Annotated in this window: 10 protein-coding genes; 7 read left to right on the top strand and 3 right to left on the bottom strand. The window is 47.5% G+C overall.

Features of this window, described 5'->3' with window-relative positions; genetic code table 11:
* Window positions 1–1,365: a DNA repair protein RadA gene (radA, locus tag FD971_RS06740; RefSeq protein ID WP_215333498.1), complete on the top strand. Its 1,365-nt coding sequence runs from the start codon at window positions 1–3 to the stop codon at window positions 1,363–1,365.
* A 12-nt stretch (window positions 1,366–1,377) separates the two neighbouring features.
* Here radA and prmB read toward each other — a convergent pair whose 3' ends face one another.
* From prmB to dapD, 3 genes are read right to left on the bottom strand one after another with little or no spacing between them, the layout of a single operon-like run.
* On the bottom strand, window positions 1,378–2,274 hold the full coding sequence (gene prmB, locus FD971_RS06735) for a 50S ribosomal protein L3 N(5)-glutamine methyltransferase (protein ID WP_215333497.1): 897 nt from the start codon (window positions 2,272–2,274) through the stop codon (window positions 1,378–1,380).
* Window positions 2,275–2,311: 37 nt separating this feature from the next.
* Complete coding sequence (gene dapE / locus FD971_RS06730; protein WP_215333496.1) at window positions 2,312–3,463, bottom strand: succinyl-diaminopimelate desuccinylase; 1,152 nt, start codon at window positions 3,461–3,463, stop codon at window positions 2,312–2,314.
* Window positions 3,464–3,472: 9 nt separating this feature from the next.
* The gene (gene dapD, locus FD971_RS06725) at window positions 3,473–4,300 is read right to left on the bottom strand and encodes a 2,3,4,5-tetrahydropyridine-2,6-dicarboxylate N-succinyltransferase (protein ID WP_215333495.1); all 828 of its coding nucleotides are present in this window, start codon (window positions 4,298–4,300) and stop codon (window positions 3,473–3,475) included.
* 174 nt (window positions 4,301–4,474) lie between these two features.
* Between dapD and smc the strand changes: the two genes are divergently transcribed.
* The 6 genes from smc (at window position 4,475) to leuD (ending at window position 14,131) form a co-directional block, all read left to right on the top strand.
* Window positions 4,475–7,996 (top strand): chromosome segregation protein SMC, encoded by a 3,522-nt coding sequence (smc, locus tag FD971_RS06720; protein WP_215333494.1) that lies wholly within the window; start codon window positions 4,475–4,477, stop codon window positions 7,994–7,996.
* Window positions 7,997–8,014: 18 nt separating this feature from the next.
* The gene (locus tag FD971_RS06715) at window positions 8,015–9,073 is read left to right on the top strand and encodes a cell division protein ZipA C-terminal FtsZ-binding domain-containing protein (RefSeq protein WP_215333493.1); all 1,059 of its coding nucleotides are present in this window, start codon (window positions 8,015–8,017) and stop codon (window positions 9,071–9,073) included.
* 9 nt (window positions 9,074–9,082) lie between these two features.
* A complete protein-coding gene (gene ligA / locus FD971_RS06710) occupies window positions 9,083–11,098 on the top strand; it encodes an NAD-dependent DNA ligase LigA (protein ID WP_215333492.1) in 2,016 nt (671 codons plus the stop codon).
* Between the two features lie 75 nt (window positions 11,099–11,173).
* Window positions 11,174–12,073 carry an alpha/beta fold hydrolase gene (locus FD971_RS06705; RefSeq protein WP_215333491.1) on the top strand — a complete coding sequence of 300 codons (900 nt, stop codon included), beginning with the start codon at window positions 11,174–11,176 and terminating at the stop codon, window positions 12,071–12,073.
* The gene (leuC, locus tag FD971_RS06700; protein ID WP_215333490.1) at window positions 12,073–13,494 is read left to right on the top strand and encodes a 3-isopropylmalate dehydratase large subunit; all 1,422 of its coding nucleotides are present in this window, start codon (window positions 12,073–12,075) and stop codon (window positions 13,492–13,494) included. Before FD971_RS06705 ends, leuC begins: the two co-directional genes overlap by 1 nt.
* Window positions 13,487–14,131, top strand: a complete 645-nt coding sequence (gene leuD / locus FD971_RS06695; protein WP_215333489.1) for a 3-isopropylmalate dehydratase small subunit — start codon at window positions 13,487–13,489, stop codon at window positions 14,129–14,131. The genes leuC and leuD overlap by 8 nt, the downstream gene beginning before the upstream one ends.
* Window positions 14,132–14,136: the final 5 nt, after the last annotated feature.

Raw genomic sequence — 14,136 nt, 5'->3', positions numbered from 1 at the left:
TTGGCCAAGATTAAAACAATTTATATCTGCCAGTCATGCGGTGGAACTTCTGCTAAGTGGCAAGGACAGTGCCCTTCCTGTCAGGCGTGGAACACGCTTGAGGAGGGCTTGCCTGAGGTGAGCTCAAACACACGCTTTCAGGGTTTAGCGCAATCACTACCGCGTCAAAAGCTTTCTGCTATTTCAGCCGAAGACCTTCCTCGCTTTAGTACTGGGGTTGAAGAGTTTGATCGCGTATTGGGTGGCGGCTTAGTTCCTGGTGGGGTTGTGCTTTTGGGCGGCGATCCTGGTATTGGCAAATCCACTTTGTTATTGCAAGCACTAGCTGAGATGAGTGCTGCAGGTATGAACGTTCTTTACAGTAGTGGTGAGGAGTCTGCTGCGCAAATCGCATTACGTGCAAAACGCATTGCACTCGATGCGCCTCAATTAGAAGTGCTTGCAGAAATTCAATTAGAAAAACTCTTATCCATCATGGATACTGTGAAGCCACAGGTCTTGGTGGTGGATTCTATTCAGACCTTATATTCAGAGGTATTGAGTTCAGCGCCAGGGTCAGTTGCCCAAGTACGAGAGTGTGCTGCGCAACTCACTAGGGCAGCTAAATCTAGCGGTATTTGTGTCTTGATGGTGGGTCACGTTACTAAAGATGGTCACTTGGCTGGTCCCCGCGTACTCGAACACATTGTTGATACCGTTCTGTACTTTGAAGGTGATACCCATTCTTCATTTAGATTGGTGCGCTCGATTAAAAACCGTTTTGGCGCAGTCAATGAGCTCGGCGTCTTTGCTATGACTGAAAAAGGGTTGCGTGGTGTTGCTAATCCTTCAGCTATTTTCCTATCCCAGCATGCTGAGATGGTGCCAGGTGCCTGTGTGTTAGTGACCCAAGAAGGTAGTCGCCCGCTCTTGGTAGAAATTCAGGCTCTGGTCGATACGGCCCACATCCCAAATCCACGCCGCTTGGCGGTGGGTTTAGAACAGGCGCGTTTAGCGATGCTTTTGGCGGTTTTACATCGTCACGCAGGTGTAGCTTGCTTTGATCAAGACGTCTTCTTAAATGCAGTAGGCGGTGTGAAGATCTCAGAGCCGGCTGCTGACTTAGCAGTGTTGTTGGCAATTCAGTCTTCAATTCGTAATAAAGCGCTACCTAAAGAGTTGATCGTATTTGGAGAGGTTGGTTTGGCCGGAGAAATTCGTCCATGCCCACGAGGTCAGGAGCGCTTGAAAGAAGCGGCTAAGCTAGGCTTCACTGTAGCAATTATTCCAAAAGCCAATATGCCTAAGGCAAAGATTCCAGGTTTAAGGGTGATACCTGTAGAGCGCATTGATCAGGCTATTTCTGCTGCTGCAGAACTCAGTTAAAGCAATAAAAATTTAGCGTAAGTCTTCTGCTTGAATGAGCAAGACTTGCTCGTCACCTGCAGATACTTCCATCCAAATGACGGGGATCTGTGGAAACGCTTTTTTAAAGTGCTCATACTCGTTACCAATCTCAATCAGAATGGCGCCACGCTCAGAGAGGTAGTCGGGAGCGCCTGCAATAATCTTGCGAATAAGATCCATGCCGTCATCACCCCCAGCCAATGCGAGAGCAGGTTCTGCATGGTATTCAGCAGGCAATGCATTCATAGAATCGGCATTTACGTAAGGCGGATTGCAAATAATCAGATCAAAAAGATTATCTTCATGCGGTTCTGGCAATGCTTCCCAGAGATCGCCCTCAAAGAGTTCTATCTGCGAAGTAAGACTATGACGATCGAGATTGCGTGATGCCACTGCTAATGCAGGCAGGCTAATGTCACAAGCACTCACGCGAATATCAGGACAGGCCAAGGCTAACAAAATTGCTAGAGAGCCATTACCAGTACATAGGTCAAGTGCTTTGCCATCGGCTGGTAACCAAGGCTCGAGTGAGCCATCTACGATGAGCTCAGCTATCCATGAGCGCGGAACAATACTTTGTTCACTTGAGAAAAATGGCACACCCATCAGCCAGGCTTCACCCAAAAGATAAGCTAAAGGCTTGCGCGTGGAGATACGGGTTTCTGTAACCTCAAATGCCTTAGCAATTTGCTCAGCACTCAATACTTGCTCTAAGTGATCCAGTGCATCGGTAGGGCTGAGGTCTAATTGTTTGCTGGCAATCCACAGGGCTTCGCTCTGCGCATCGATAGCGCCATGACCGTAATGCAAATCTGCAGCCTCTAGTCGTTGTGCAATGCGATCGATGCATTGATCAAGTGTTAGGGATTGCTGGGGCGAAGGGTCCATGAGGAAATTGAGATTCGAGTGAAATGACTAAGTGGACTTAAGCAACGAGTTGCTCGAGGGTCTTGCGGAAGATATTCTTGAGTGGCACAACATCATCCACAATTACGCACTCATCAATTTTGTGACTGGTTGCATTCAGTGGGCCAAACTCAACGACCTCTTTGCAGATCTTGGCAATGAAGCGTCCATCACTAGTGCCGCCGGTAGTAGAGAGTTCTGTATCGATTTTGGTTTCATCTTTAATGGCTTTGCGAAGAGCGCCAGCAAGTGCGCCATCACCAGTGATGAATGGACTGCCACCCAAAACCCAATCAATTTCAAAGTCGAGGCCTGCAGCAGTAAGAATTCCTTCTAGACGACTACGTAATTCCTCTGGCTTACTTTCAGTTGAAAAGCGGAAATTGAAGTCAATTGCTAGTTCGCCAGGAATAACGTTATTTGCTCCAGTACCTGCATGAATATTGGAAATCTGAAAACTGGTAGGCTGAAAATACTGATTACCTTTATCCCACTCAGTTTCAACCAGCGCTTGAATTGCGGGTGCTGAAATGTGAATCGGATTCTTGCCAAGGTGAGGATAGGCGATATGCGCCTGAATTCCTTTTACCCTCAGCTTGCCTGAGAGTGATCCGCGGCGACCATTCTTAATCATGTCACCGAGTTGATTAACTGATGTTGGTTCGCCAATCACGCAGTAATCTAGACGCTGACCGTGTTTTTGTAAGCGTTCGCACATGATGACAGTGCCATCATTAGCCGGACCTTCTTCATCGCTCGTAATCAAGAAGGCAATCGAGCCTTTGTGATTGGGGTGGGTGATTACGAATTCTTCGGTAGCAACAACAAACGCTGCGAGTGAGGTTTTCATATCCGCGGCGCCACGACCGTAGAGCATGCCATCGCGAATAGTTGGGGTAAATGGATCATTGGTCCATTTATCGAGCGGACCAGTTGGCACTACATCGGTGTGACCAGCAAACATCAAGACTTCGCCTTGATCACCGGCAGTACCCTTTTTGATTGCCCAAAGATTCGTGACCTGAAAATTCTCGGGACCACTCACCACGCTCTCAGTATGAAAGCCGATCGCTTGTAGGCGATGAGCGATGAGCTCCTGACAGCCTCCATCCGCAGGAGTTACCGAGCGGCAAGAGATCAGGGCTTCAGTTAGCTCGAGGGTAGCGCTCATAAATTCAGATTAATCACGCAGGAGTTCGTTAATGGCAGTCTTCGCTCTAGTTTGCGCATCGACCTTCTTCACGATAATCGCAGCGTATAGGCTGTACTTGCCGCAAGCAGAAGGCAATGAACCGGGAACCACAACAGAACCTGCAGGTACACGGCCGTAATGGATTTCACCAGTTTCGCGGTCGTAGATTTTGGTGCTTTGACCAATGTAGACACCCATCGAGAGAACGGCGTTTTCTTCAATAACTACACCTTCAACCACTTCAGAACGGGCGCCGATAAAGCAGTTGTCTTCAATAATGACTGGGCCAGCTTGGATTGGCTCTAAAACACCACCAATACCAACGCCACCAGAAAGGTGCACGTTTTTACCGATTTGAGCGCAGGAACCTACGGTTGCCCAGGTATCGACCATGGTGCCCTCGCCGACATAAGCGCCAATATTGACGTAAGAAGGCATTAAAACGGCATTTTTACCAATAAATGAGCCACGGCGAGCCATTGCAGGGGGAACTACGCGGAAACCGCCATTAGCGAAGTCTTCAGCAGTGTAGTGCTCAAACTTGCTCGGTACCTTGTCGTAGAACTGGGTATAGCCACCAGCGCCCATGGGTTTATTGTCTTCTAAGCGGAAAGAGAGCAAAACCGCCTTCTTTACCCACTGGTTCACCTCCCATTTACCGACGCTACGGCGCTCAGCCACCCGAATACTGCCGGTATTGAGGCCTTCGAGCACGGCGTTCACGGCGTTACGGATTTCTCCAGAAACGGCCTCAGGAGATAGGTTTGCGCGGTTTTCCCAGGCTTGTTCGATGATGCTTTGTGGTGATTGGCTCATGCTTTTCAGTTAACTATCAGATTGTTAAGGGGTTTTGACCCTGGAAGTAGATTAATCATTATATCGGTGGGGCAAAAACCCGTGTGGGGAGACCTAAGCTTGCTATCATCTTCCCACTTTAGTAATAATTTTTACCCCCTTATTTGAACCCCTTTTTTCCCTGCAAAGTACGCCGTGCAACTGAAATCCATCAAACTTTCCGGCTTTAAGTCATTTGTCGATCCGACCCAATTTGAAATGCCAGGTCAATTGATCGGTGTTGTGGGTCCTAACGGTTGCGGAAAGTCGAACATTATTGATGCGGTTCGCTGGGTTTTAGGTGAATCTCGTGCCAGTGAGTTGCGTGGCGAATCCATGCAAGACGTCATTTTTAATGGCTCTGGTTTGCGTAAACCTTCTGGTCGCGCCAGTGTGGAACTCATTTTTGATAATTCAGATGGCCGCGCACAAGGGCAGTGGAGTGCTTTTACTGAATTGGGTGTGAAGCGCGTCTTAACTCGTGATGGCAATTCAAGTTATTACGTCAACAATCAAGTAGTGCGCCGCAAAGACATTCAAGATATCTTTTTGGGCACGGGTATGGGCCCAAGAGGGTACGCGATCATCGGGCAGGGCACGATCAATCGCATCTTGGAAGCTAAGCCAGAAGAACTACGTGTTTTCTTGGAAGAGGCTGCGGGTGTTTCTAAATACAAAGAGCGTCGCAAAGAAACTGCCTCTCGACTTGAAGATACCAAAGAAAATTTAGTCCGCGTAGAAGATATCTTGCGCGAGCTTGATCAACAACTTACCCGTTTAGAAAAGCAGGCTACTGTAGCTGAGCGCCATGCTGAACTTTCTGCCGAGATGAAGTCTCAGCAACAGTTACTCTGGTTCGTACGTCAGACGGAAGCCGGTAAAGAGCAAGAGCGTCATGCCAATGGCATTCGTGACACGCAGGTGAATTTAGAAGAGCAGACTGCAAAAATGCGTCATGCTGAAACTGAGCTCGAGACCATGCGTACCGAGCAATATGTATTGCAGGATAAAGTTTCTCAAGCGCAGGGTGACTTGTATCAAACTAATGCTGATGTCAGTCAAGTAGAGTCACAGATTCGTTATGTGCAAGAAGCGCGTCAACGTCTCCAGCAACAATCTCAAGATTTACTAGCTCAATTACAGCGCTGGACTGTGCAAGAAACAGATGCTGCGCAAGCTCAACGCACTGCAGAGCAAGAACTCAGTCTGGCTGCAGAAAAAGAACAAACGTTAATAGCGGAATTATCTGGCTTGCAAGAGCAAATGCCAGCTCGCGAAGAGGCCTATCAAATCCATTCACGTGAACTCAATGACGCCCGTGAGAACTTAGCTACGATTGATCAGCGCTTAGCCAGCTTAGGTGAGCGCGTTAAAGCAATTACCACTCAGGTAGAAGAGCTTAAAGGACGCGATAGTCGTCTTGAGGCGGAACTTGCTGGTATGCGTAGACCGGATGCTGAAGCATTGCAGATGGCAATTGATCGCCATGCAATGGCTCAGCGCAAGGTTGATGAAGCAAGACAGAAAGCAGGCGAGGCACAACAGCGCGTTCCCGCTGCTGATGAGGCTCGTAGTACTGCGCAACAGCAGATCCAATCAGCCAACCAAGAATTGGCTCAAACTGAAGCTAAATTAACTGCGCTGACTGCCTTGCAGGCCAGCGTTCAAGCCCAAGGCAAAATTGGCCCATGGCTTGAGAGTAAAGGTTTAAAAGAGAGCAAGCGTCTCTGGCAAGAACTTAAAGTGGAAAGTGGCTGGGAAGCTGCTTTGGAATCCGTATTGCGTGAGCGCTTGGCTGCAGTTACGGCGAAGAGTGTCCAAGAGACTTTAGCTTTGGCAAATGATGCACCTCCAAGCCGTTTAGCAATTTTATTAACGGAGGATATTTCTCCTGCGCATACTACTGTGCCGGCGGATTTCACACCGTTGTTAACTCGTGTTCAAAGTGCTGGTGCACCACGCGTTGCTGCCGTATTGCAGGAGTGGTTAGACAATATCTATATCGCTAATAGCTTGGAAGATGCACTGCATCGCCGCGAGAAGTTACCTGCTGGCGGTGCTTTCGTTACGCAGCAAGGCCATTTGGTTAGTCGTGTCGGTGTGCAGTTATACGCAGCAGACTCTGAGCAGGCTGGTATGTTGGCACGCGCTCAAGAGATGGAAGGTCTCGAAAAGCAATTGCGCGCACAAAAGCTAATTCAAAGCGAGTTGCAAGGTGAGTTAGATCAATCTGTTGCTAATTATCAAGCTGCTCATCAAGCCGCTGAGCAAACCCGTATTGCTGCAGAGCAGGCTGTGCAAGAAGTTCATGGCTTTGAAGTGGAGAGAATGCAATTAACTCAGGCCGAAGAAAAGTACAGTCAGCGTGCCGAGCAAATTCAGGGTGAGTTAAGTGAGTTGCGTCAGCAAATGGAGCAGCTAACTCAAACTCAAGAGCAATCTGCAGAGGAACTCACTCAGTCTGAAGAATCTAAACAAGGTCTACAAGAGAATCTTGCTGTTGCCCAAGAAAAACTCGAGTTAGCTACTCAAGAGCGTGATCGTCTACGTGAATCCTTGCGCTCATCCGAGATGTCAGCTCAAGAGGCTGCATTTGCAACCCGCTCATTACAGCAACGTATTGCTGACCTGCAGCGTGATCAAAGTACTGCGCGTGTGCAGATCATGGAGATTCAGGATAAGCAGGCTAGCTCTGAGCAAGAGCTTGAAACTCTGAGCGATGAAGAGGCGCAAGATAAATTGCAGGGCCTATTGTTAGCCCGCAGTGCTCGTGAGGCTGCACTTGCTAATGCCCGCACCGAACAAGATGCCTTGCTACATCAACTACGTGAAGCTGATGAAGTGCGCTTACAGATTGAGCGTAGTCTTCAGCCGATGCGTGACAAAGTGGTTGACTTGCAGTTGCGTGAACAAGCTGCCCGTTTGAATTTCGAGCAATTTGCAACCTTGTTATCAGATGCTGAAGCAGATTTAACTGCATTAGAAGCTAGCTTCAGTCCAGATCTCAAAGTTGGCGCTTTGCAAACTGAAGTAAACCGTCTGAATACAGAAATTCAATCTCTAGGTCCAGTCAATATGGCTGCTTTGGATGAGCTCTCCAGCTCACGTGAGCGCAAGCAGTTCTTGGATGCGCAATCAGCGGACTTAAATGAAGCGATGCAGACATTGACTGATGCGATTGCGAAGATTGATGCAGAAACTCGCGATCTCTTGCAAGGCACCTTTGATCAAGTCAACACCCATTTTGGAAAACTATTCCCTGAGCTATTCGGTGGAGGTCATGCAGAGTTGGTGATGACTGGTGAAGAGATCTTGGATGCGGGCGTTCAGGTGATGGCCCAGCCTCCAGGCAAGAAAAATAGCTCAATCTATTTGCTCTCTGGTGGCGAAAAGGCATTGACTGCGATTGCCCTGGTCTTCTCCTTATTCCTTCTCAATCCAGCCCCATTCTGCTTGCTAGATGAGGTTGATGCCCCATTAGATGACGCGAACACCTTGCGTTATGCGCAGATGGTTGCCAAAATGTCTAGTAAGACTCAATTTGTATTCATCTCACATAACAAGATCACTATGGAAATCGCGCATCAGTTGATTGGCGTAACCATGCAAGAGCAGGGTGTATCTCGTATCGTGGCGGTGGATATTTCTTCTGCAGTTTCTATGGTGGAGGCGGCTTAAGTGAATCTAGAGCAACTCATGACAATGCTAGGTTTGTCTGACTTGCAGTTTGCTTTGGCTGTTATTGGTCTATTGATTCTGATTGCAGTAGCCATTCTGAATGTGAAGTACGCTCGTGCACTTCGTAAGGCAAGAGCTGAAGCGGAAGACTACCTCGCTGAACGTGTTGTTCGTGAACCCACTTTTGGAGCTGGTTTTGCTGACCCCAATCCTGGCCAGCAAGTTGAGCCCAGCTTTAAGGAAGCAGCCTTGCCAGCAAAGGCTGACCTGGTAGGCTTTGCGATTGATCCAAGAATTGATTGCGTAATTACCCTTCGCTTCTCCCAGCCGATTACGGGATCAGAAATTCTGAAAGAAATGCATTCTTGGGATGATTTATCTACCCCATCCTCAGCCCGCTGGATGTGCGAAGGTTTAAACGTAGATCAGGATTCTTCCGAACAATGGGGCTTGCTTGAGGCGGATTCCACCTATTCAGAGCTTCAATTGGCGATTCAGTTAGCCAGTCGACGTGGGCCGATAGGCGTGCTTGAGTTGTCTGATTTTTGTTCTAGGGCTCAGGCACTAGCTTTAACGCTAGGTGCTCAAATTGATATGCCAAGTGTTAGCACGATGCTAGAGAAGGCAAAAGATTTGGATGCGATGGCAGCTGAGAGTGATATTCAATTGAGTATCAATGTGCTATTTGATGAGGCTTGTGCTTGGACTAAGCTGGATTCGCTGATGAGTCAACGTGGATTCATTTTGTCACGTAGTGGCCGGACTTATGATTACTTCAGTAATCGAGCACCAATTTTTAGTAGTACCGACCTAAACCCCGGCAAGCCGGTTCAGCAACTGACTTTACTTTTAGAGTTGCCCTTAATTTCATTTGATGAAAAAGCATTTGAGCGCATGCTTGCCGAAGGGCTTGAGATTGCAGAAGCTGCTCATGGGCGCTTAGTTGATGACAATGGCATCAACTTATCTGAAATTTCAATTCAAAGCATTCGTCAGCATCTTGATGGTTTATATGAAAACCTTGAGAGAAGCGGTGTTCCTGCCGGATCTTCTGCTGCTAGTAGACTTTTTAGCTAAGGAATTGTTTTGTCGTCTTCTAGTCCGACAAATTTAGCGGATCGATACGCATTTTTACAGTCTGAATTAGCGCGCCTAGAGCATGCCTACTATGTTCTAGATAATCCAATAGTCCCCGATAGCGAATACGATCGCCTCTATCGTGAGTTGATCGATATTGAGACTACTCATCCTGAGTGGGTAACTGCTGATTCGCTCTCGCAAAGAGTGGGCGGTACTGCACTTAAGGAATTTGATTCAGTTACGCATACAGTACCCATGCTGTCTTTAAACAATGCGTTTGAAGATGCGGAGCTAATCGCTTTTGATCGCCGTTGTCGTGAGGGCTTACACCTTGATCAAGTGGATTATGCGGGGGAGCTGAAATTTGATGGCTTAGCTATTTCACTGCGCTATGAGAATGGCTCATTGGTTAGGGCAGCTACGCGTGGTGATGGTGCTAGCGGCGAAGATGTCACTGCGAACATCAAGACCATTCGTGCAATTCCATTAAAGCTATCTGGCGACACTATTCCTAATGTATTAGAAGTGCGCGGTGAAGTTTTTATGTATCTCAAAGACTTCCAGAAAATGAATGCCCAAGCAGCATCCCAGGGTGAAAAAGAGTTTGCTAACCCTCGCAATGCTGCGGCCGGTAGTTTGCGTCAACTTGATTCCAAGATCACCGCCAAGAGACCACTCTCATTCTTTGCTTATGGCTTTGGCGCATTAGAGCCACAGTCTTGGCTGCCAAAAACGCATGAAGACCTACTTAATGCTTATGTCAAACTGGGTCTGCCCGTTTGCTCCGAGCGCCGTGTACTCAAATCAGTAGAAGAGATTTTGGTCTTTTACAATGAAGTTGGTGCAAAACGTGATTCGTTGCCTTATGACATTGATGGTGTCGTGTATAAAGTTAACTCCTTTGCAGAGCAATCGAAGCTAGGCTTTGTATCGAGAGCCCCGCGTTTTGCTTTAGCCCATAAGTTCCCAGCCCAAGAAGCCTTAACAACTGTGCTTGGTATCGATGTGCAGGTAGGACGGACAGGCGCTATCACACCCGTTGCTAGGTTGGCGCCAGTAGAGGTGGGTGGCGTTACGGTCACTAACGCCACTTTGCATAATGAAGATGAGGTCAAGCGCAAAGATGTGCGCATTGGCGATACCGTTTCAGTGCGAAGAGCGGGGGATGTCATTCCGGAGGTCGTTTCGGTAGTAAAGGAGCGCAGACCTGTCAATACAACAGAATTTGTTATGCCAACAAACTGCCCCGTATGTGATTCACATATTGAGCGCCTGGCTGATGAAGCGGTGGCGCGTTGTAGTGGCGGCTTATTTTGCGGCGCACAGCGCAAGCAGGCATTAATTCATTTTGCACATAGACGCGCACTGGATATTGAGGGCTTAGGTGAGAAGATTGTGGATCAGTTAGTCGATCATAATTTAGTGAGAACACCTGCTGATCTCTATCGCCTTGGCTTTACAGCCATTGCCAATCTTGAGCGTATGGGTGAAAAGTCTGCTGACAATCTCATTGCCGCAATCAACGAATCCAGAAACACTACGCTAGCCAGATTTATCTTTGCCTTGGGTATTCGTCATGTGGGCGAGACTACTGCCAAGGACTTAGCAAATCACTATCAATCAATGCACGCTTTAATGGATGCAACCCTTGAGGACTTACTGACGGTAAAAGATGTTGGTCCCGTAGTTGCCGACTCCATCACTAGCTTTATGGAAGAAGCTCATAACCGTGAAGTGATTGAGCAACTCTTAGCTTCAGGTATGCAGCTCTCGGTTGAAGAAAAAGTGATTAGTGCGGCAGTTGTAGGAAAAACCTTTGTGCTCACCGGTACATTCCCAACAATGACGAGAGATGAAGCTAAAGATCTCCTCGAAAAAGCAGGCGCTAAAGTCGCCGGATCAGTCTCCAAGAAAACCGATTACGTAGTAGCGGGAACAGATGCTGGTAGCAAGCTCACTAAAGCGGAAGAGCTTGGCGTTCCAGTGATTGATGAAGCTGCTATGGTGGAGTTGTTGAAGTAGATCAACTTGCTCTAGAGTTTAGACAAGGCTGATTAAAGAGCGCGGCATTGGCGCTGACTAACTGAGGGGTGATAAGTGTCGATTAATCAATTATTTCCGGACTTTGAGCCTCGCGTATTTGAGGTCAATGGGATTCAAATTGCAGGCCATATAGGTGGTAGTGGATCTCCATTATTGCTATTGCATGGGCACCCCCAAACCCATGCCATTTGGCATAAGCTTGCGCCGGCACTGATGAAGAGCCATACCTTGGTGATGACAGATCTGCGTGGCTATGGCGATTCCTCTAAACCTCAAGGTGATGTCGACCACAGTAATTACTCAAAAAGAGTAATGGCACAAGATCAAGTGGAGGTGATGAATCAGCTCGGATTTGATCGTTTTGATGTGCTAGCTCACGACCGTGGTGCACGAGTGGCTCATCGTTTGGCAATGGATCATGCTGACGCAGTAAACAAATTGATCATGCTCGATATTGCCCCAACCCTTTCTATGTATGAAAAAACTACTGAAGCGTTTGCTAAGGCCTATTGGCATTGGTTCTTTTTGATACAGCCTTCACCCTTACCAGAGCGCCTGATTGAAGCTGATCCTGCCGGCTATCTTCGAGATGTCATGGGCAGACGTTTTGCAGGCTTAAAGCCATTTGATCCCTTGGCTTTAGCTGAATATATGCGTTGTGTTGCTTTGCCTGGGGCTGCTCATGGCATGTGCGAGGATTACCGAGCTGCAGCTGGAATAGATTTGATTCATGATCGCGAAGATATCGCTGCTGGCAAGAAATTGGAGATGCCAACAATGGTGCTTTGGGGTGCAGATGGAGTTGTAAACAAATGTTTCAAGCCGCTTGAGGAGTGGCAAGCAATTTGTCGAAACGTTATTGGCGAGACCTTGCCTTGTGGGCATTATCTTCCGGAAGAGGCTCCGGATATGCTCTTGGAAAAGGTCGCAACATTTTTACATCAGGATAGTTGATGAGCTCGAAAACTCTATATCAAAAATTAGTAGATTCTCATACAGTGGTGAAGTTAGATGAAGAGAATGTACTGCTTTTCTGCGATTTACATTTGATGAATGAATACACCAGCCCACAAGCATTTGCGGGCTTGAATGAGAAGGATCGCGGAGTGCTGATTCCGGGGCAGAATGTCTCCGTTGTTAGTCACATCATTCCCACCCATAACGAAGCGCCTAGACGGATTGCCGATCCGGCCTCTTCATTGCAAGCCTCAAATCTGAAGAAAAATTGCGTAAAGCACAATATTCCTTTGTTCGATACTGATGATGCATTGCAGGGAATTGAGCATGTAGTGTCACCTGAGCATGGCATGGTTCGCCCGGGCATGGTGATTATTTGTGGAGATAGTCACACGACAACTTATGGTGCATTAGGCGCCCTAGGTTTTGGTATCGGGACTTCAGAGGTTGAACATGTTTTAGCAACGCAAACTTTGGTATATCGCTTGGCTAAAAATATGCGTATCCAGATCAATGGAGTATTACCAGTTGGCACAACATCCAAAGATATGATTCTAAATATCATCAGCCAAATTGGCGCCAAAGGTGCAATTGGCTACGTAGTAGAGTTCTGCGGATCTGCGCTGGAGGATTTAAGTACTGAGGCGCGCTTTACTTTATGCAATATGGCAGTAGAGGCTGGTGCACGTGGTGCCTTGATTGCTCCTGATAAAACAACTATTGATTATGTATTGGCACGCTCGCCTGATATTGTGGGTGAGATTAAAGATCGCGCCTTAGCGCATTGGGCAAGTTTGTATTCTGATACAGATGCTCCGTTTGAAAAAGAGCATGTATTTGATGCAACTGATATGACACCTTTTGTTACTTGGGGCACAAGCCCCGATCAAGCAATTGCCATCAACGCCAGCATCCCAACTAAAGACTCGATTAAAGACCTAGTTGACCGCTTAAGTCTTGAGCAGGCCTTGAAATACACCAAGTTAACTGATGGTCAAGCGTTGGAAGGCACCCCAATTGAGCATGTCTTTATTGGCTCTTGTACTAACGGACGTATTGAAGACTTGCGTAACGTGGTTGCTGTAATCGGTAATCGAAAAGTGGCTGCTGGTGTTCGGGCAATGGTTGTGCCTGGATCTGGCGCCGTTAAAGCGCAGGCTGAGCGGGAGGGGATTGCCGATAAATTAATTGCGGCTGGTTTTGAATGGCGCAAACCTGGTTGTTCTATGTGCCTTGCTATGAATGATGATGTTCTGACTTCGGGGACGCGCTGCGCCTCCACAACTAATCGTAACTTTGAAGGGCGTCAAGGCAGAGGTGCAATTACCCATTTGATGAGTCCTGCAATGGCTGCTGCTGCTGCAGTCATAGGCAAGATTACGGATGTACGTAAATTACAAGGAACTGAAAATGCATAAGCAATCAACAATTCAGGGACATGCTGCCGCATTGCGAATTGCTAATTTTGATACTGATCAAGTGATGCCAAAGCAGTTTTTGCGCGGCATCGATAAATCTGGCTTGGCGGCAGGTTTGTTTTACGACCTTCGCTTTGATGAAAATGGAAAATCAAAACCCGACTTCTTTTTAAATCAGTCAGCATATGCATCAACTGATGTATTGATCGCAGGCCCTAACTACGGTTGTGGATCTAGTCGTGAGCATGCTGTTTGGGGAATGCAGCAGTTTGGATTTAAGGCGGTAATTGCTTCCAGCTTTGCGGAGATCTTTTACTCAAACGCGATGGGTAACGGCTTGCTATTGATTGTTCTATCTGAAGACCAGGTGCAGTCCTTGATGAAAGAAGCGGATGATGAGGGCGCGCCAATTCCTATTGATATCGACATTGAGAATCTGACGGTGCGCACCCAGCAGCACGAATTGAAATTTACGATGTCAGCCAGACATCACCGTATGTTCCTAGAAGGTTTGGATGTGATTGGCCTTACCCTGAAATACAAGTCGCAAATCGATTCATTTGCTCAGAGTCACTGGGAGAAGCAGCCTTGGGTTAAAGATGTCGCCAGAAAGACTGTTGATAGATTGACTGCTTAGAGCTT

Origin of the sequence: Polynucleobacter sp. AP-Ainpum-60-G11, from assembly GCF_018688375.1 — a bacterium.
In the GTDB taxonomy this organism is placed as follows: Bacteria; Pseudomonadota; Gammaproteobacteria; order Burkholderiales; family Burkholderiaceae; genus Polynucleobacter.
This window is presented reverse-complemented; position numbering and strand designations above follow the sequence as displayed.

Bases quoted from the DNA above. Each gene is read 5' to 3' on its own strand.
- prmB (WP_215333497.1), bottom strand. From the start codon at position 2,274: ATGGACCCTTCGCCCCAGCAATCCCTAACACTTGATCAATGCATCGAT.
- dapE (WP_215333496.1), bottom strand. From the start codon at position 3,463: ATGAGCGCTACCCTCGAGCTAACTGAAGCCCTGATCTCTTGCCGCTCG.
- dapD (WP_215333495.1), bottom strand. From the start codon at position 4,300: ATGAGCCAATCACCACAAAGCATCATCGAACAAGCCTGGGAAAACCGC.
- FD971_RS06715 (WP_215333493.1), top strand. From the start codon at position 8,015: ATGACAATGCTAGGTTTGTCTGACTTGCAGTTTGCTTTGGCTGTTATT.
- leuC (WP_215333490.1), top strand. From the start codon at position 12,073: ATGAGCTCGAAAACTCTATATCAAAAATTAGTAGATTCTCATACAGTG.
- leuD (WP_215333489.1), top strand. From the start codon at position 13,487: ATGCATAAGCAATCAACAATTCAGGGACATGCTGCCGCATTGCGAATT.